The organism is Pseudomonas sp. B10(2017) (assembly GCF_002113295.1).
Lineage (GTDB): Bacteria > Pseudomonadota > Gammaproteobacteria > Pseudomonadales > Pseudomonadaceae > Aquipseudomonas > Aquipseudomonas pudica.
In genome coordinates, this window is record NZ_NEJU01000018.1 from 10,678 (window position 1) to 30,168 (window position 19,491).

The window sequence follows — 19,491 nt, forward strand, 5'->3', positions numbered from 1 at the left end:
AAAATTTACCTAATAGGTTTATAAGGCGGGACAGGAGCATCATCAGGAAACGCGGTAACCACCTTCCCAGTAGCTGGTTGGTATACAACTCGCATACGTACACCATCACGAGTTTCATAAGCAACCCATTTGGCAGGATCTCCCTTAGCCGTATAAGCCCCACCGGTTCCTGTTTGCGCGTACCATTTAGTACTCGGAGAGGTCGTAATATCGCCGATCGCATGAACAATCTTGTCTGCGGACCAGCTTTCAGGGAAAACGGTCTTCCCTTGCTGTCCTGGCCACATGTGGCCGCCGCTTCCCGGCTTATCACCATAAAGAATGTGCTGCTTTGCTTCAGGAGAAAGAATATCGACGTAATTCTTTCCAGATGCTTTTGCACCAGACGCAATGTGCCGACTGCTTTCATTGATCAGCCGCGACGCTTCAGCAAGGTCTCCTTTCTTCAGCGCTGTTTCAGCCGCTTTAATCGCCTTGCCCGCGGCATCCCCTACACCCGGGACGACGCCTATGGTTGCGGCGAGATAGTCCAGCGCGCTCTCAGCTTCCACGTAGCTCTTTATATCACCAATTACGGGTACAAAATCAGCGCCTGTCGACAGAGTACCTTCTAGGTGTTCCCGCCGCTCCTTGTACATCTTGACCAAGCAGGCGTCCGAGGTTAATCCGACGCAGTTCTGCTGTTTGTAGCGTTCGTTCTCCGCCTTGACACGCTCTTCGGCCACTACCTCCGGTGTCTTGCCTGCCGCCAATGCCTCAGCAATATCGCTCAGCGCGTTGTTTTCCGCGGAATTTCTTCCCGCCTGGCCCGCTGCGACAGCGTCTGCCAAGCTTCCACCCGTTGCGGCGCCTGCCAACCCTGAAGCAAGCGTCGCCAACGTAGAAATAGTCTGTTTCTCTTCCTCACTCAGTTGATCCCGACTCTTGTCAGGGAAGATCCGAGCAGCAATCAACTCACCCGTAGCCGCACCGGCCGCACCCGAAGCCGCCGAGTTACCCTGGGTCTGGGCAACCACAGCACCCAACACGGCATGGGCCATGACTCGGACGCTGTCGTTGTCACCCGCTACTTTCTTGATAACTCCGGCCAGGTAAGGGGCTGACGCACCGGCAAGCGCACCACCAAGGTCACCACCCGCCAACCCTTGCAGTGCCGCTGTCACGGCCTGGGTCACGCGCTGGTAATCACCACTGGTGCCGTACTTACCCATGATTCGCTGGTAAGCCTCGGTGGCGACCAGTTGTTTCTGGTACGCCTTCACCGCCTCCTTGCTTGCCCCTTCACCCGGCGCCACGATGCCGTGTGCTTCAAGTTCCGCACGCGCCTCCTGGTCAGCCTTCAGCTGCCCCTGGGTGCGGACGATGTCCGATACCTGTGTGCCGATTTCGCCAATAAGCTGCACCTGCTGCAGGCGCCGCTGTTCCTTCTCCTTGTCGAAGATCGGGCTGATGCTGTCGTTGGCATGCTCGACGTCGTGACTGAGGCTGGTCACATCCTGCTGCTGCCGGCCCGGGTCTCGGATTTCCAGCGTGCCTTCGGAAATGGCCGAAGATGTGGTGCCGCTGGCGCTGCCGCTGTGGTTGTAGGCGATCAACGTGCCGCTTGGCATGTTGCTGGTGAAGGTGTCAGCACCACCGTTGCCACCGCTGATGCTGGCGCTGGCCAACTGGCTCTTGAACTCGGCCTTGTTGGCGATATCGCTCCAGCCCAGGGTACCGGTGCTCAGGCGGTTCTTGTCGGCGTCGGCAGTACTGGCAATGACGCTGCCGTCAAGCTGGGTGTGCTTGCCCACATCGACCTGATAACCGCCCTTGCCGGCGAACAGACCGGTCTGCTCCTGCACGCTCTGGTAGTTGGAGTCGAGCTTGGTCTTGCTGACGCTGAGACTGCCGCTTGCCCCGCCCGCGCCGATGATGGTGACGCTCAACCCACCGCTGACATTGGCCTGTTTGGACTTGTAGTTGTCGGTGTCCTGCAGGCTTTGCAGCGTCAGGTCGCGCCCTACGTCGGCGGTGATTTTCGCGGCGTTGACCTGCGCCCCTTTGAGCGCCGTGTCCCGCCCGCTGAGCAGGGTCGCCTCATTGCCGGCGTCCAGTGTGGTTTCGGTCCAGGTCGTGCCGTTGCCTTTCTCGTTGCCGGCACCCTTGTTGGCATTGGCGAAGATGCTGAGACCGGCACCTTCAGAACCTACACCAATGCTGGCGCCGATGGCGCCGCCACTGCTGCTGTTCTTGCCATCGAGCTTTTGCGTATTGGCAGCAGCCTCAAGCTGGATGTCGCGTTCGGCGGACAACAGCAGGTCATTGCCGGCCTTGAGTTGACTGCCTTGTACCCGGATATCCCCGCCGCTGCCGGCCCAGTTGCCGGTGGCCACAATGCTCAGGTCGTTGCCACTGGTCAGGCTGCTGCCCTGGCTGACGGTCTGTTCCTGGGTCTGCCGCGAGCTCGACTTCTGCCCGCCCAGCGATAAGGCGATACCTACGAACTGGCCAGCATTATCCGCCGTCATGCCACCGCTCTGCTGGGCAGCCTGCCAGGCCTGAACACCGGTCAGCCCGGCCTTGATACCTTGGAGTGCAGAAAGCCGGCTGTCCTCTTCCCGGGTCGCTTGCTTGGTAGTCTGGTAAGCGGTGTCGATGGCACTGCCAACCATACCGGACAGCGCCAAGGTCAAGCCGCTGCTCTTGCTCTTGGACGTCTGCTCGCTGGTGTTGTGGTTTTCGGCAGCAACGATCTCGACGTTCTGCCCGACCAGGGTGATGTCCTTGCCGGCGACAACCTCCGACCCCTTGATACCCAGGTCCTTGCCCGCCTCGATGGTGACATTGCCCAGCACGCTGCCAATGGTGCTGGCCTTGGAGTTCTCACTGGTGCTGGTCGAGGTTTTTTCCAGGCTGGTCGAGCCCAACGTGAAGCCGATGCCTCCACTGCTGAGCAGGCCCGATTTCTTCTTCGAGCTCGAGTGGCTTTGCTCGAACGTTTCGGTCGCGCTATCGATCTGCACGTTACGGCCCGCCAGCAGGCTGGTGTCGTTGGTGGACACGATGCTGCTGCCTGACACGCCGATATCCTGCCCGGCGCGAACGACCACCGTGTCACCACTGACCGACGAGCCCTGCTGAGTGATGGCCTTCGAACTGTCGATCCGGGTCTTCTGGCTGCTGGATAGCCCGGAGTGGCTGGTCTTGGTCTTGCGGTAGTAGCTGTAGTCGCTGTTCTCCTCAGCGACCAGCTGTACATCGCCACCGGCGTAAAGGTAGGCCTCATCGCCCGCCGTCACGCGGCTGGCGCTCAGGGCTAGGTCGTCGCCAGCCTTCAATGCCACATTGCCGCCAGCCACCACGGTGCTGCCCACCTGCTGGACATGGTCCTCCTGGCTGGTGACTTTCCGGGTCTTGCTCGCCGAGTGCTGCTCGTTGGCGGCCGCTGCCAGCTGCAGATCGCCCGTCGCCGCCATGGCCACATCCCGCTTGGCCTCGATCGCACTGGCCACCGCGCTGATATCGCGCCCGGCGCTGACGCTCAGGTCACGCCCGGCCTGCACGCTCGAGCCGTTCTGGGTCACGCTGCTGTCGGTGTGGCGCACGCCGCGGTCGTTTACCACCACTTGCTCGACCGAGGTCAGCTTCACATCGCGGCCGGCCTTCAGGCTGGTGTCGGCAGCGCTGCTGAGCACGCCGCCGTTGTTGCTCAGGTCGCGCCCGGCGTTGATCGCCAGGTTGTTCGCGGCTTCCACCCGGGCGGCGTTATCGACGAAGTCGCGCTGCTGGGCGTAGCTGCCGTTGCTGCTCTGGTGCGAAGTCAAAGTGCGTTCGTTGATCACGTCACGCACGGCGGCGAGGCTGACGTCGCGCCCGGCGATGATACCGCCGGCCTTGTTCACCAGATCGTTGCCAGCCAGCAGGTCGAGGCGGTTGCCAGCCTCGACCAGGCCGCTGTTCACCATGTTGTTGCCGGCCTTGGCCGACAGGTTGTTGCTGGCGCGCAGGGTGCCGACGTTGTTGAGGTTCTGGCCGGCGATCAGGTTGACGTCGTTGCCGGCGATCAGAGCGCCGTTGGGGGCCAGACGGTTGTTGCCGTGCGCCAGATAGAGCACTGGCACCAGCACCTGCTCGCCATTCACCTCGGCGGTTTCCAGCCAGACGATGTCATGGGTCAGCGCCGCCACCTGTTCGGAGGTGAGGCTCACGCCTACTGCCAGGTTGAGCTGTTGCTTGCTCTGGATGGCATTGTCCATCAGGTACTTGAACAGCTGTTCGTCACTGTTCTGGCCATCGATAAAGCGTTGCCCGGTGCGGGCGACCACGGCCTGCTGGATCAGCTTCTGCTCGTAGAAGCCATCGCCCAGGCGCTTGGCACTTTCATCCGGGTCGTAGCCAAGGTTCGCCAGCAAGTAGTCGGAGCTCATGAACTGCTTGAGGTCGGTGAGCACCGGGTTGGTTTCGATCAGATACTTGTGCGGGTTACTGCGCACGCTGCTGTCGGGCAGGCCTTGCACGCGCTCGATGGTGAGCGGGCCTTGGCCGTTGAGCGTGGAGGCCTGGCTGATGCGGTCGTCCACCGCCGAACGGCCGGGCAGCGCGGGGCCACCGGCGTTCCCGGGCAGGCTGGTGTCGACGGCGCTGGCACTACCGGCGACGTTCGCCTGGGTGCGGTCGGCCGTACTCAGCGTGGTGCTGCTGCCTGCCGCTTGGTCGGCACCGCGGATGCTGACCGTGCGCCCCTGGGCCAGCGGCAAGGGTTGCTGGCGCTGCGCGACGCTCAGGCTGGCGCCGCCCATGCTCCAGCTTTGCGGGCCGCTGGCGGTCGTGCTGCCGGCCTCGCTGCTCAGGCGGAACAAGCCGTTCTGCCCAGTGGGCAAGCTGAAGCCGGGCAGCGCCAGCGGGTTGACCTGTTGTTGGGCGAGGTCCGGCGGTAGCTGCTGGTTGAGTGTGATGCGGGTGGAAAACGCCGTACCGGGTGCGGTGGTATCGGTACGCGCGCCGCTACCGATGTAGGCGTAACCCGGGCGCACGACGCTGTTGTCGATGCCGTTGCCGGCGGTGATGTTCACCGCGCCATTGGCCTGCATGATGGCGGCATAGCTCTGGTCGCCAGCCGCTAGTTTGCGGGTGCTGCCAAGGCTCACCAGCTCCGCTTCGGTCATGCCGATGAACCTGGCCAGGTCAGCTTGCAAGCCACCCATGTTGGCAGGGTCGTAACCAGCGCTCTCGTACCAGTACTTGCTGGTGATCGAGCTGGCCAGCTGGTACCAGGCCCCGGCGTTGCGGGTACGTTCGGAACGGAAGATGCGGGTGGTTTCGGTCTCGCCGGTTTCCACACCGCTGTTGGTCAGGTTGTCGACCCTGGCCACCAGGTTACCGGCAGCGGCGATGGTGCTGCTGCTGTTGAGCAGGTCGCCGCCCCGGATGGTCAGGTTGCCGCCGGTGGTGATGCTGGAGGCGGCACTGGCGTCGGTCACCTCGAACTTGTCACGCTGGACGATCTCCCAGACGTGGTTGCGCTTGCCGCCACAGTCGCCGGCGTTGTAGCCCTCGATGCAGGCCACCTCGCCAACGCGGGCGGTGTAGAGGCCCTTGTTGTCGGTCTGCAGCACCGCCCGCACGTTCTGAATGGTGCTCGCTGCCAGGCTCATCGACAGGTCGCTCTGCAGCGAGCCGGAACGGTTCACGATGCTGTTGGCCAAGCCGCCCTGGCCATCCCGGTCGATGGTCAGGGCGCCCAGGCTGTAGACGTCGGCATAGCTGTTGGTCAGGCTGGCGACCCGCAGGCCCATATCCCTGCCGCTGAAAATCAGGCCCTGGTCGCTGTTGACCAGGGCGCCGGTGGTCACGCTCAGCGCTTCGCCGGCACCCAGCGTGCCTTGGTTGTTGACGCCGCCTGCCACGAGGGAAAGGCCGGTAGCAGACGTCAGGCGGCCGGCATTGTTCAACTGCCCGACTACCGAGAGGCTGGTGGTGCCACCGCTGGCGATGCTGCCGGTGTTGCTCAGGTTGACCTGTGCGGCGCTCAGGCCAAGGTCGCCACGGCTGCTCAGGCGGCCGTTGCCGGCGTAGGTGCCAGCCAGATCGAGGCTGAGGCTGCCGTCACTGGCGATCAGGCCGTCGTTGCTCCAGTCGCTGCCGCTGCCGACCAGCGCTTCGCTGGCCAGCAACTGGCCGTTGGCGGTCTGGCTGAAGTTGCCGACATTGAGCGTCAGGCGCCCGGCCTGGATAACGTTGCTGTTGCTCCAGCTGTCAGCGTTGAGAGTGAGGCCGCCCCGGGTGACGATACTACCGCCGGCGCCCGTGACATTGGCTGTGCTGATGTCGAAATTGCCGCTGCCCACGTGCAGCAGGCTGCCGCCAGCGTTGAGGAAACTGCCAACGCCGAGGCTGAGGTCGCTGTTGGCGGTTTCCAGCGTGCCGTTGCGGTTGTCGAACGGGCCGCCGATCTGCAGGCGGGTGGCGCCGCTTGTGCCCAAGGCACGCAACTGGCCGGTCTGGTTGTCGAGGCTGGCCGCCTTGATGGCCAGGGTACTGTCGCTTTCAATGATGCCCAGGCGGTTGTTCAGCGCACCGCTGAGGTCCAGGTCGATGCGTTGGCCGGCGATCTGGCCATCGTTGTCGCCGCTGTTGTCGAAATTGCCACCTGTAACCTTGACCAGCCCTTGGGCATAAAGGCCGCCGTTGCGGTTGTCGAAATCGGCGGTGCTGACCAAGGCATCGCCAGCTTGTGCAGCAATTCGCCCGCCATAGTTGTCGATGCCACCCAGTACCTTGAGGTCGAGGGCCTGGGCCTGCGTGACGCCACCCTGGCGGTTGTTGTTCAGGTCATAACCGTTGTTCAGCACACCGCGCAGGTCGGCGACCAACTTGCCTTGCAGGCTGGAAAGCACGCCGCCACGGTTGTCCAGGTTGCCGGCCGTGACGTCGAGGTTGCCAGCGTCGGCCAGAATACGGCCACTCTGGTTGTCGACATCACCGGTCACCAGTTGCAAGGCCCCCTGGCTCTGCAAAGTGCCCTTGGTGTTGCCAATGCTGGCGGCACGCACATCGGCGCCGCCGTTCTGGCTGTAGATCAGGCCGGCGGCGCTGTTGAGCAGCTGGCCGTCAACGGCCAGGGTCAGTTGCTGGCTGGCCGCCACGGTACCGCGATTGCGGTTGTCCAGGCTGCTGGCGAACAGGCTCAGCAGGCCCTGACTGGCGATCTGGCCACCCTGGTTGTCGATTTGCGTGGCATTGTCGATGCGCAGGGGGCCGGCGCTGGCAAGCTTGCCGTTGTTGTTGGCAAGGGTGCCAAGCAGCTTGAGGGTGACGGCCGCATTGCCAATCAGGCTGCCGGCGCTGTTGTCCAGGCTACCGGCATTCACATCGAGTGCCTGACGGGCGCTGATGCTGCCGGCGCCGTTGCCCAGGGCCATGGCGTTGAGGGCCAGCGCCGCGCCGCTGTCGATCAGGCCACCCTGGCCGTTGTTCAGCAGCCCGCTGATGGTCAGGCGCTGCGCGCCGCCACTGGACAGGATGCCGGCACCACTGTTGTCGAGGTTCGCCGCTGCCACGTTCAGGGTTTGCTGGCTGACCAGCGCGCCACCAGCGCTGTTCTGCAGGTCGCCGCTGACTGCGGCGTCCAACGCGCCATCGCGGCTGGACAGGGTGCCCTGGTTGCGGTTGTCGAGGCTGCCCAGATTTACGCCCAGGCCCCGCCAGCCCGAGACCAGTCCGCCCTGGTTCAGCAGGCCCTGGGCGGTGACATTCAGCTGGCCACTGCTGATCAGCTTGCCAGCGCTGTTGTCCAGGGCACGGCCGGCCAGGGCAAGGTCCTGCCGCGAGGAAATTTCACCGCCGCGGTTGCTCAGGTCGCGCAGGCGGTCGAGGGCCAGCGGGCCATCGGTGGTGATCAGGCCACCATCGTTGTTCAGGTCGCCAGTGGCACTGCCGAAATCGATGCGAATGGCGTTGCCCAACAGCGAGCCTGCCTGGTTGTCGACAGCGCGGGCTGCAATGTACAGCAGGCCAGCGGCGTTGATCAGGCCTTGCTGGCTGTTGTTCAGGCTGTCGGCCAACTGCAGGTCGAGGCCATCACGGCTGGTCAGCGTGCCACCGCTATTGTCCAGGCTTGCAGCACGGGCATGCAGGGTTTCGGCAGCGACCAGGCCTTTGATGTTGTGCAAGGCCTGGGCGATGCGCAGGGTCAGCGCCTGATTGCTCAGCACCTTGCCGCTGCTGTTGTCCAGGCTGCGAGCACCCAGGGTGAAGGCCTGGGCCGAGGAGATCTCGCCGCCCTGGTTGTTCACCCCACCGAGGTTCTTCAGTACCAGCATCGGGGCGTTGATCAGCCCGTGGCGGTTATCCAGCTGGCCATGGTTGAGGTCCAGGGTCAATGCGCTGTTACTGAACAGCTGTCCACCTTGCTGGTCAAGGCCGCTGGCATTGACCAACAGGGCGCCGTCGCTGGCAATTCGGCCGCCATCGCGGTTGCTCAGCTGGCCGGTGATCAGGCCCAGGCTGGCGCCGCTTTCGATCCGGCCTTTGCGGTTATTGTCGAGACTGCCGGCGTCGATGCTGGCCGGTCCCTTGGCGCTGATGGTTCCCTGGTCGGTGTTGGTGACCTGGCCCGCGCTCAGTTGCAGCGCTGCATCGGTGACCAATTCCCCGCCCTGGTTGAGGACGTTGCCGGTGTGCTTGAGGGTCATCGCCCCCGCGCTGGAAACACTGCCGCCGCGGTTGTCGAGTGCGTTGCTCGCCAGGCCCAAGCTACCTTCGGCACTGATCAGGCCCTGACGGTTGTCGAGTGTGCCTTGTAGCGTGGCATCGATGGCGTGCTGGCTGAGCAGCAGGCCGCCGACGTTGTCCAGGCTGTTACCGGTCAAGCCCAGGCCGGCCTTGCCCGAGAGCATGCCTTTGCTACGGTTGATCACCTCGGCGACGGCGACTTGCAGCTTGCCGTCGGCCAGCACCTTGCCGCCGTCACTGTTGTCCAGGCGGGTACCGCCGAGGATGACGTCCGCCTTGCTCGACAGCTCCCCGGCGCGGTTGTCTACCGCCGCCACCTGCAAGTCCAGGCCCTGGCTCGAACCGATCAGGCCACCCTGGCGGTTGTCGAGTTGGTCACCGGACAGTTTCAGGTACCCAGAGGCAACCAGCACACCGGCCTGGTTATCGAGGGTGCCAATTCGCGCTTGCAACTCGCCCGCAGCGGAAACCTGCCCCTGCTGGTTCAGCAGGCTGCCGGCCTGCATGTGCAGGCGATCATCTGCGATCAGCGTACCGCCCTGATTACGCAGTTCGCCGTCGACGGCCAGGCCCAGGCCGGCGCGGCTGCTGATCAGGCCCAGGTTGTTGTCCAGGCTGGCGCTGCGCAGGTCCAGGCCATTGGCCGCTACCAGGCCCTTGACGTTGTTAAGTGCCTGGTCAATGCGCAGGGTCAGGCCTTGCTGGCCGATCAGCCGGCCGTTGCTGTTGTCCAGGCTGCGTGCTGCCAGGGTGAATGCTTGGGCACTGGAGATTTCGCCTTGCTGGTTATCCACCTTGGCAAGGTTGTTCAGCACCAGCAGTGGCGCGTTGATCAGCCCCTGCCGGTTGCTCAGCTGGCCGTGGTTAAGGTCGAGGGTCAGCGCAGTTTTGCTGAACAGTTGGCCACCGTCCTGAGCGAGGCCGGTGACGCTGGCGACCAGCGCCTTTTCACTGGCGATGCGGCTGCCCTGGCCGTTATTGAGCTGGCCGGCATCAAGGTCGAGGCGGTCGCCACTGACCAGTTGCGCGCCCTCGCCGTTGTCGAAGGTGCCGGTAACGACCTTGGCCGCGCCTTTGCTGCTGAGCAAGCCGGCCTGGCCGTTGTCGAGGCTTTGGCTGGTCAGCGCCAGACCGGCGTCGGTAGTGATCGAGCCGTTGCGGTTGAGCAGCGTGCCGGCGCTGGTCAGCGAAAGGCCGGCAGCGCTGGAGAGCTTGCCGCTGCTGTTGTCCAGCTTGCCGACGGTAACGCCCAGGCGCCCTTCGGCACTGATCAGTCCCTGCTGGTTGGTTAACCCGCCAACCAGGCCAACGTCCAGGTCGCTACCACTGACCAGACGCCCTTGGCCGTTGTCCAGCTGCTGGCCGCTTAGGGTCAGCGGCCCGGTGGCCGACAGAAGGCCCAGGTTGCGGTTGAGCACCTCGGTCATCTGCAGTTGCAGGGCGCTGCCGGCCAGGACCTTGCCGCTGTCGCTGTTGTCCAGGCGGGTGCCTTGCATGGCCAACGCCTTGGTGGTGGAGATTTCTCCGCCACGGTTGTCGATTTCGGCAACATTCAGCCGTAACGCGCTGGTGCCACCGATCAAGCCTTTGGCGCGGTTGTCCAGGTAGCTGCCGGCCAGCAACAGGTCGCCCTGGGCAACCAGCTCGCCACCTTGGTTGATCATTTTCCCGAACTGGGCCAGCAGTGTGCGCTGGCTGGAAATACGACCGCCGCTATTGTCCAGGCTGCCGGCTTGCAGGCGCACCGGCCCGGCGGAGCTTAGCAGGCCACCACGGTTGTCCAGTTGCAAACCCTTGTAGCTGAGTGCGGCCAGGCTGTTCAGCAGCCCTTGCTGGCGGTTGTCCAGTTGCTCGACATTCAGGCTCGCCTGCTGGCCGGCGCGCAGTTTGCCGCCACGGTTGTCGAGTTTGGCCGCGCGCAGGTCGATGTTGCCTTTGGCGCTGATCTCGCCTTGCTGGTTGTCCAGCAAGCGGGTGACCTCGGCGCTCAGGCCCGCGTCGCTGACCAGGTTGCCGGCCTCGCGGTTGTCCAGGCTGGCGGCCTGCAGGTGGACGCCCCCGGCCGATCCGAGCAGGCCTCGGCGATTGTCCAGGGCGTCGCCCAGCGCTACCTGCAAGGCCGCATCGCCGGTGACCTGGCCACCGCGGTTGTCGAGGCTGCCACCTTTGAGGGTGGTGGTACCGACGCTGGAAATCTCGCCTGACTGGTTGTTGCTGTTACCGGTCACTTGCAGCGCCAGGTCGGCACGGCTGGTAAAGGTACCCGCATGGTTATCCAGGCTGGCGGCACGCACATTGATGCCGTTAGCGGAAACCAGCCCGCCGTCGTTGTTCAGTGCCTGGTCCAGATGCAGGCTCAGGTTCTGGTTGCCGAGCAGCTTGCCAAGGCTGTTGTCGAGACTGCGCGCCACCAGCGCAAACGCCTGGGCGCTGGAGATTTCGCCCTTGTGGTTATCCACCGTGTCGAGGTTGTTCAGGGTCAGGCGTGGCGCATTGATCAGGCCACCCTGATTGTTCAGGTGGCCTTTGTTCAGGTTCAGGCTCAGCTCGCTGACGCTGGTCAGGCTGCCGCCGTTGTGCTGGTCGAGGCCCGTGACACTGGCGCTTAGTGCCTGGTTACTGGCAATGCGCCCGCTGTCGCTATTGTTTACCTGGCCAGCGTTGAGGTTCAGGGTCTGCAGACTGGTCAGCTGGCCACCACGGTTATCCACCGCGCCGCTGGCCGTCAGAGCCAGGTGCTGGCCCGCGCGCACGCTACCGGCGGCGTTGTCCAGCTGGCCAACCTTGGCGTTCACGCTGGCGCCGTCGATCAGCCCGCCTTGGGCGTTGTTCAGGCGTGAGGCTGTGAGGTCCGCCTGGCCGCTGCTGAGCAGCCTGCCGGCGTTGCGATTGTCGAGGGTATCGGCGCTTGCGCTGAGGCGAGACCGGGCGCCGAGCGTACCGCCCTGGTTGTTCAGGCTTTGCTGCGCCGTGACGCTCAGATCGCGGCTGGCCACCACGGTGTTGCCATGGTTATCGATGTGCCTGGCGTTCAGGCGTGCGTCGCCGGTGGTGTTGCGGCTGTTGTCGGCGTTGACGCCCGCTTCGATGATGCCTTGGTTGCTCAGCCGCCCTGCGCTGTCCAGGCTGATGCGTTGACCGGCAGCGAGCGACTGGCGATTGTTCAGGTCGCCCTGGGTGCGCACTTTCAGTTCGTTGCCGGCATATACCCCGCCCTGGGCATCGAGCTGGCTGGCCGTGATCGCCACCGAGCCCTTGGCTGCGGTGGCCTCGGCCATGCGCAGCTGGCCGTTGGCATCGAGTTGGATATCGCCGCCGCTGGCAATCAGCTTGCCGTCGAGCTTCACCCCCACGCCGGCTTCGGTACCTACCAGCTTGATGGTGTTGGCGTACATGCCGCCCAGTGCCGAGGAATCGATGGCCAACTGCGGCGCCTGGGCCGAGTCGGCAGCACGTGCGGTGGCGGCCAGGCTCTGCGCATCGACGTCGTTGCTGCCGGCGACCACCGCCAGCTGGCGGGCCTGGATCTGGGCGTTGATTCTGGCGCTGCGGGTGATGATCTCGAACTGGTCGATGTTGCTGGCATTGAGCCCGGCGCCTTCGATGGCGACACTGCCTTGCTGCACCTGATAGCGCTGCAGTTGCCCATTTTCGACTACCGGCTTGCCGGTCGTCAGCGTGGCCCTGGGCGTATTGATGAAACCGCAGCCGTTGCAGGTTACGCCATAGGGGTTGGCGACAATGACATGCGCCGACTGCCCGGCCACCTCGGTGTAACCCTTGAGCTGGCTCGGGTTGCCACCATTGACCTCGTTGAGGATGGTGCTGGCCGCACGGCCGCCCAGGTTGCTGTTGCCGAGAACGATGCCGCCCAGCTGGGTGGCCTGGGTGCGGCCGGTGGCGTTGTTGAGGATTACGCCTTGCTGGCCGACGTTGTAGTCACTGAACTTGTTGTGCGACAGCCCAGCGCCGCTGGGTGCAGCGATATTGACGATGGGCACGCCGTTGCCTGCCTGGCCGAGGCTGGTGCCACTGCCGTTGACCACGATGCCGTCGGCCATGGCCACCAGCGGCTGCCAGAACATCATGTTGGCCAGCATGAAAGCCAGCCCACGCTTGGACAGGCCCCAGAAGGTGCGGCGTGTTTGCAGGGCAGCCGAAGGCTGACGGGCCAGGAAGGCGAATTGACGAACGTCCATGTCGGTACTCGGGAAAAGCGCTGTTAAAGGAAGATGTCCAGGCGGAAGTAAACCGGTGCCTCGCGTGCTTCGATTGCGGCGGGCCGCTCGAGGGAGTGGGCAAAGGTCACGCTGGCGGACAGGTGCTTGCCGCGAGCGAACAGCTCGACCGCATCGCTGGACAGCCGGCCACTTTGCCCGCTGTTGTAGCGATCATGGCGAATCGCGCCGACGTCGTAGGCCAGCCCCAGGCCGTATTCGGCCAGCACGGGTTGCAGCCAGTCCCAGGCCACCGGCCGGCTCCAGCGCACATCGTTGCGCCAGTAATAGCCACTGTCTCCGTTCAGGCTCTGGTCCTTGTAGCCACGGATCGAGGACTGGCTGCCCAGGCTCATGCGTTGCGAGCTGAACAGCAGGTCTTCACTGCGCTGGCCAGTGACCAGGCTGCTGAACACCAGCGACTCACCCCACAGCTTGAACGGCTGGAGGTAGCTGACCGTAGCTGTGTATTTGCGGTACCGAGCGTTGGGCAGGCGCTTGCCGGTGCTGCTGCGCTGGTCTTCGCCCTGGGCATCGAAGGCACCGATGCCGTTCTGCATGCCCAGGTCGACGTTGACGAACGCATTGCCGACCCGCCGCCCGTGGTTGATGCCGAACTGCGCTTCACTCAAGCGGTTGCTGCTGGTGTCCAGCTTGCTGTCTTCGATGAAGTTGTTGGTGCGCAAGTAGCTCAGGCCAGTGTTGAGCGAAGTCTTGCTCATTGCATCGCGGTGTATCACCCGTTCCAGCCGCAGCTGGTGGTTCTGGCTGTCACCGTCCTGCTTGAAATTGAAGCCCGAAGCCTCGCCAAGCGAACGGTACTCGCTCTGGCTGTAGCTGTAGCTGAGGTTCCACCAGCCGAATGGCAGGTTGTAGTAGAGCATGGCGCTACGCGAGGTCTTCTGGTGGTCGCTGATGGCATCGTGGCTGCCACGCAAAACCAGTTGGTCGGCCAAGCCAAGCGGGCTGTCCCATTCCAGGCTGCTGCCCCATTGCTGCTCGCCGGTGCTGCGCTGGCCATCGTTGCTTCGCGACAGGCCCACGCGCCATGGCTTTTGTGGGGTGTTGCGCACTACCACCTCGCTGCCGCCCACTGCCTTGCCCGGGGTCAGTTCCATTTGTGCCTGGTTCGATGGCAGGCGGTTGAGCTGATCGACCATCTGTTCGATCTGGCGCAGGTTCAGCAGCTCGCCGGTGCCGCCCGGAAAGCTCATGGCCAGCTCACGAGGGGAAAGCTTGCTGCCTTCTGCCGGCTTCAGGCCTTCGAGACGGCCCTCCACCACGATGACCTTCAGGCGGCCGTTGGACAGGTCCTGCTGGGGCAGGTAGGCACGGCTGGTGACCAGGCCTTTCTGAATATAAAGATCGGTAACGCTCTTGAGCAACGCGTTCAGCTGCGTGACGCCAAGGCACTGGCCAAGATAGGGTTTGAGCAGGCGCTCGCGTTCCGACGTGGAGAGCGCATCAGCACCCTCCAGCACGATATCGCTGATCGGAAAACAGCGGCTGTCATCGGGTTTGACCGGCGCGACCGGCTCGGCGCCCCGGCCAGGTAGCTCCTGCAACTGTTCCAGACGCCGCTGCTGCTCTTCAAGCAGGCGGTTCTGACGGTCACGAATCAGCTCCTGGTCGCCAGGTGTCCCCATCGGCGCAGCGGAGGCAACATTTGCCAAAGTGGCAAGAAACGCGCATGCAAGCCAGCCCATGCCGCGCTGACCCAGGGAGGGGAAAAACATGTTCGATCCTTCGAAATAGAGCGGTAGAGCGAAAAGCCGACGAGTTTATTCGGGCATTCCCATGGCATCAATAAGCGATCGACGCACGGCAGGGTAAGCAAGGGTTGAAGGTGGAGGCAGGATCGATTGAATGATTGGGAAACTCATGACCTGTGCCGGCCTCTTCGCGGCTGAAGCCCCACACAGGGACCGCACAGGTCTTGAGATGGCTCAGACGTGACGCTGCCTGGCCTTGCCGCGCGGCAACCGGCAGCGCTCGCCCTGCTCGGCCAGGCGCGCGGCCCAGGCCGATTTCACGCTGAAGCCACCGTTACGGGCAGGCTGCTGTTCGGCCACCTGGGCCGGTTTGGCCGCCGCAGGCGCAGTACCGACGACCTTGGCGGCGGGCTTGCTGGCCGCAGCCACAGCCACCACCGGCTCAGCTGCCGCTTTGGCGGTCTTGCGCAGTTCAGCCAGCGATGGGCTCTTGCTCTTGGCGACAGCTGCCGCCTCGGGTTTGCTCAGCGAACGCTGGCAGGATTTGCAGGATACGTCCTCGGTCACGGCAGTGCTGACAAGGGTCTGACTGCTGCGCCCGCAGGCGGAATCGAGGCCATTGGAGGAAAAGTGAGTAACCAAAACCGAACATCTCCGATGCGTTGTCATTTGAAGCGGGCGCTATTCTCGCACAGGTTGCAGGGGCTTGCCGAACCACCGGGCAGGCACCACCGGTCATATTGGCTGGCACTTTGCCATAATCCTAGGCATGCTAGCTCGTTTGGGGTGTCCGGCCTTATAGTGCGCCACCGCGGTCTGGCAACCAGACACCGGCACACACCGTGCATGATCCATACCTGCCATCGCCAGCTCAATCGCAGGATCAACGCTTGACCAATCTTACTCATCCGTCGTCATTGCGTTCCGCGCCACAGGCGCCCGTCGCGTCGCTGCGCGGGTCGATAAAGGGTGCGCTGGCGCTGCTGGCCCTGATACTGCTGGGCCTGCTGCTGTGGCAGCTGTTCGCCCAGTTCAACCATACCCAGGCCGACCTGCGCAAACAGAGCCTGGATGCCACCGCCGAACTGGCAGACCACCTGAGCCTGAACATGGCCTTCAAGGCCCAGCAGGCAATGAATGTGGTGCAGCCCTACGTCAAGGCGCCGACGCCCTCGGCCCTGCCCAGCCTGCTGGGTACCCTGCGCGAGCGCCTGCCGGCCCTGCAAAGCATGGCCTGGCTGGACGCTACCGGGCAGGTGCAGGCCGACAGCCTGGCCGGCAGCCCCGACCGCCATTTGCTTGACGAGCTGCTCAGGCTGAACCAGGGCAGCCCGTACTTCTTCACCAATTCGGCAGACAACAGCACCCTCTACCTGCTGCTACGCCAGGCCACCGAGCAAGGCCGCGGCTACTGGCTGCTGCGCCTGTCGCCAGACTACTACCGCACCCTCACCTTCCACCTGGATGGTGCCGGCCACCCGCTTTGGTTGCTGGAAAACAGCCGCAACGGCGAGGTACTGCAAAGCCATGCCCCAGCCGATACCAGCAACGAGCCGCTGCAAAGCGTGATGCTGGCCTTCATCGACAACAGTACCTGGCAGTTGCGCGGCCTGTTCGACGCCAAGCTGGCCCAGCAGAAGCTGCTGCCGGCGCTGCTCGGCAAATGCCTGCTGGTGCTGTTCTGCGCCCTGCTGCCAGTGCTGGCCCTGATCAACATGCGTCGCCGCCAACGGGCGCTGCAGGAGGACCGCCGGCGCTACCAGGAAATCTTCGAAGGCACCGGCGTGGCCTTGTGCGTGCTCGACCTGTCCAGCCTGCCCGGCCAACTCGACCGGTACCACCTGCGCAACCGTGCCGCGCTCAAGCAAAGCCTGGCCCTGGACCCCAACCTGCGCCGCTCGCTGCTGCTGGAGCTGAAGATCACCGAGATCAACCAGGTGGCCCGCCAGTTGTTGAACATCGACTGCCACGAAGGTGCCTGGCAGCGCCTGATCGACGGCACTGGCGATGGCCGCGACAGCATCGGCATGCAACTGATCGACGCGCTGATCGAGCAGCGCCCGCTGCTGGAGCTGGAAGCGCGCCTGCCGGCGCCGCTGGGGGGTGAGCTGCACCTGTGGCTGATGGCCCGCCTGCCGCAGCAGCGCCGTGACTACCAGGCGGTAATCCTCAGCATCAGCGACATCACCAGCCGCAAGCAGGTGGAGCTGTCGCTGCTGGAGCGCGAAAGCTTCTGGTCGGACGTGGTGCGCACCGTGCCCGACCAGCTGTACGTGCAGGACGTGCTCAGCCAGCGCATGATCTTCAGCAACCGCCACCTCGGCCAGACGCTGGGCTACGACCGTACCGAGCTGGCACAGATGGGCGACCGCTTCTGGGAGCTGCTGCTGCACCCCGAGGACGCCGCGCACTACCAGGCACTGCGCCAGCAACAGCGCGACAGCGGCCATGACCAGCCCTTGCACTGCCAGCTGCGCTTCCGCCACCGAGATGGCGGCTGGCGCTGCTATGACATCCGCGAGCAAGTGCTGACCCGTGACGCCGATGGCCTGGTGACGCGCATCATCGGCGTGGGCAAGGACGTGACGGTGCAGATCGAGGCCAGCCAGTCGCTGCGCGACAGCGAACAGCGCTACCGCATGCTCGCCGAAAGCATAAGCGACGTGATCTTCTCTACCGACAGGCTGCTCCAGCTCAACTACGTCAGCCCCTCGGTGAAGGGCGTGCTGGGCTACCAGGCCGACTGGATCTTTGCCAATGGCTGGCAGTCGATCGTCGCCAACCCGTCGCAGCTCACCGGTATCTACAGCCTGATGGAGCGCGTCAGCAAGGCCATGGGCGACCCGGCCCAGCTGGCCCAGCTGCGCAGCCAGCTGCCCACCCAGCTGTTCCTGTTCGACTGCCTGCGCGCCGATGGCCGCAAGATCCCCATCGAACTGCGCCTGGTGCTGGTATGGGACGATGAAGAGCGCTTCGAAGGCGTGCTCGGGGTAGGCCGCGACATCAGCCAGCAACGCCGCGCCGAAAAAGACCTGCGCATGGCCGCGACGGTATTCGAGCACTCCACCTCGGCCATCCTCATCACCGACCCGGCCGGCTATATCGTCCAGGCCAACGAAGCGTTCAGCCGCGTCAGTGGCTACGCCGTCAGCGAGGTGCTCGACCAGTTGCCGGGCATGCTTACCGTCGACGAACAGCAGGAGGGCCACCTGCGCTACGTGGTCAAGCAGCTTTACCAGCGCGGCAGCTGGGAGGGCGAGGTTTGGCTCAAGCGCCGCGACGGCGATCACTACCCGGCCTGGGTCGGCATTACCGCGGTGCTGGACGATGAAGGCGACCTGGCCAGCTACGTGTGCTTCTTCACCGACATCAGCGAACGCAAGGCCAGCGAACAGCGCATCCATCGCCTGGCCTACTACGACGCCCTCACCCACCTGCCCAACCGCACGTTGTTCCAGGACCGCCTGTACAACGCCCTGCAGCAGGCCGAGCGGCAAAAGGCCTGGGTGGTGCTGATGTTCCTGGACCTGGACCGTTTCAAGCCGATCAACGATTCCCTCGGCCATGCTGCCGGCGACCGCATGCTAAAGGACATGGCCCAGCGCCTGCTGGCCTGCGTGGACAACGACGACACCGTGGCGCGCATGGGCGGCGACGAGTTCACCCTGCTGCTGCAACCGCGCGCTACCCGTGAGATGGCACTCAACCGCGCCATCCACGTGGCCGAGAACATCCTCGGCAGCCTGGTGCGGCCGTTCGTGCTGGAAAACCGCGAGTTCTTCGTTACCGCCAGTATCGGCATCGCCCTCAGCCCGCAGGATGGCAGCGAGCTGAGCCAGCTGATGAAAAACGCCGACACCGCCATGTACCACGCCAAGGAGCGTGGCAAGAACAACTTCCAGTTCTACCAGGCGGAGATGAACGCCAGTGCCCTGGAGCGCCTGGAGCTGGAGAGCGACCTGCGCCATGCCATGGAGCAGAACGAGTTCATCCTCTACTACCAGCCGCAGTTCAGCGGCGACGGCAAGCGCCTGACCGGTGCCGAAGCCCTGCTGCGCTGGCGCCACCCGACCCGCGGCCTGGTGCCGCCGGGCGATTTCATCCCGGTGATCGAAGAGCTGGGCCTGGTGGTGGACGTGGGCGACTGGGTGCTGCGCGAGGCCAGCCGCCAGCTCAAGGCCTGGCACAAGGCCAAGGTGCGCGTACCCAAAGTGTCGGTGAACATCTCGGCGCGGCAGTTCTCCGACGGCCAGCTGGGTACGCGCATCGCAACCATTCTGGAAGAAACCGGCCTGCCACCCGCGTGCCTGGAGCTGGAGCTGACCGAAAGCATCCTGATGCGCGAAGTGAACGAAGCCATGCAGATTCTCGCCAGCCTGAAAAACCTCGGCCTGAGCATCGCGGTGGACGACTTCGGCACCGGCTACTCGTCGCTGAACTACCTCAAGCAGTTCCCGATCGACGTGTTGAAGATCGACCGCACCTTCGTCGACGGCCTGCCTGAAGGCGAGCAGGATGCGCAGATTGCCCGGGCGATCATCGCCATGGCCCACAGCCTCAACCTGGCGGTAATTGCCGAAGGGGTGGAAACCCACGAACAGCTGGAGTTCCTGCGCGAGCATGGTTGCGACGAGGTGCAGGGCTACCTGTTCGGGCGGCCGATGCCGGCGAACCAGTTCGAGGCGCAGTTCGCCAACGAGAAGCTCTTCATGTTCCATTGAGCAGTTGCCTGCACTGGCCCTATCGCCGGCAAGCCAGCTGCCACCTCGACCGCATGGACCCTCAAGCCCTGTGCAGTATCTGTGGGAGCTGGCTTGCCGGCGATGGGGCGCAAAGCGCCCTCAAAA

Annotated in this window: 4 protein-coding genes; 1 reads left to right on the forward strand and 3 read right to left on the reverse strand. The window is 64.2% G+C overall.

Annotation, left to right across the window (positions count from 1 at the left end; all coding sequences use genetic code 11):
- Positions 1 to 5: 5 nt before the first annotated feature.
- The 3 genes from CAF92_RS19915 to CAF92_RS19925 all read right to left on the reverse strand — a co-directional run bounded on the left by CAF92_RS19915 (position 6) and on the right by CAF92_RS19925 (position 15,286).
- Complete coding sequence (locus tag CAF92_RS19915) at positions 6 to 12,914, reverse strand: hemagglutinin repeat-containing protein (protein WP_085601701.1); 12,909 nt, start codon at positions 12,912 to 12,914, stop codon at positions 6 to 8.
- Positions 12,915 to 12,937: 23 nt separating this feature from the next.
- The gene (locus tag CAF92_RS19920) at positions 12,938 to 14,668 is read right to left on the reverse strand and encodes a ShlB/FhaC/HecB family hemolysin secretion/activation protein (RefSeq protein WP_085601702.1); all 1,731 of its coding nucleotides are present in this window, start codon (positions 14,666 to 14,668) and stop codon (positions 12,938 to 12,940) included.
- Positions 14,669 to 14,878: 210 nt separating this feature from the next.
- The gene (locus CAF92_RS19925; protein ID WP_025337622.1) at positions 14,879 to 15,286 is read right to left on the reverse strand and encodes a hypothetical protein; all 408 of its coding nucleotides are present in this window, start codon (positions 15,284 to 15,286) and stop codon (positions 14,879 to 14,881) included.
- A 248-nt stretch (positions 15,287 to 15,534) separates the two neighbouring features.
- On the opposite strand from CAF92_RS19925, the gene CAF92_RS19930 reads away from it, so the two are divergent.
- Positions 15,535 to 19,365 (forward strand): GGDEF and EAL domain-containing protein, encoded by a 3,831-nt coding sequence (locus CAF92_RS19930; protein ID WP_085601703.1) that lies wholly within the window; start codon positions 15,535 to 15,537, stop codon positions 19,363 to 19,365.
- The last annotated feature ends 126 nt before the right edge of the window (positions 19,366 to 19,491 follow it).

Excerpts from the sequence above, each read along its gene's own strand:
- CAF92_RS19915 (WP_085601701.1), bottom strand. The coding sequence starts at position 12,914 with ATGGACGTTCGTCAATTCGCCTTCCTGGCCCGTCAGCCTTCGGCTGCC.
- CAF92_RS19920 (WP_085601702.1), bottom strand. The coding sequence starts at position 14,668 with ATGTTTTTCCCCTCCCTGGGTCAGCGCGGCATGGGCTGGCTTGCATGC.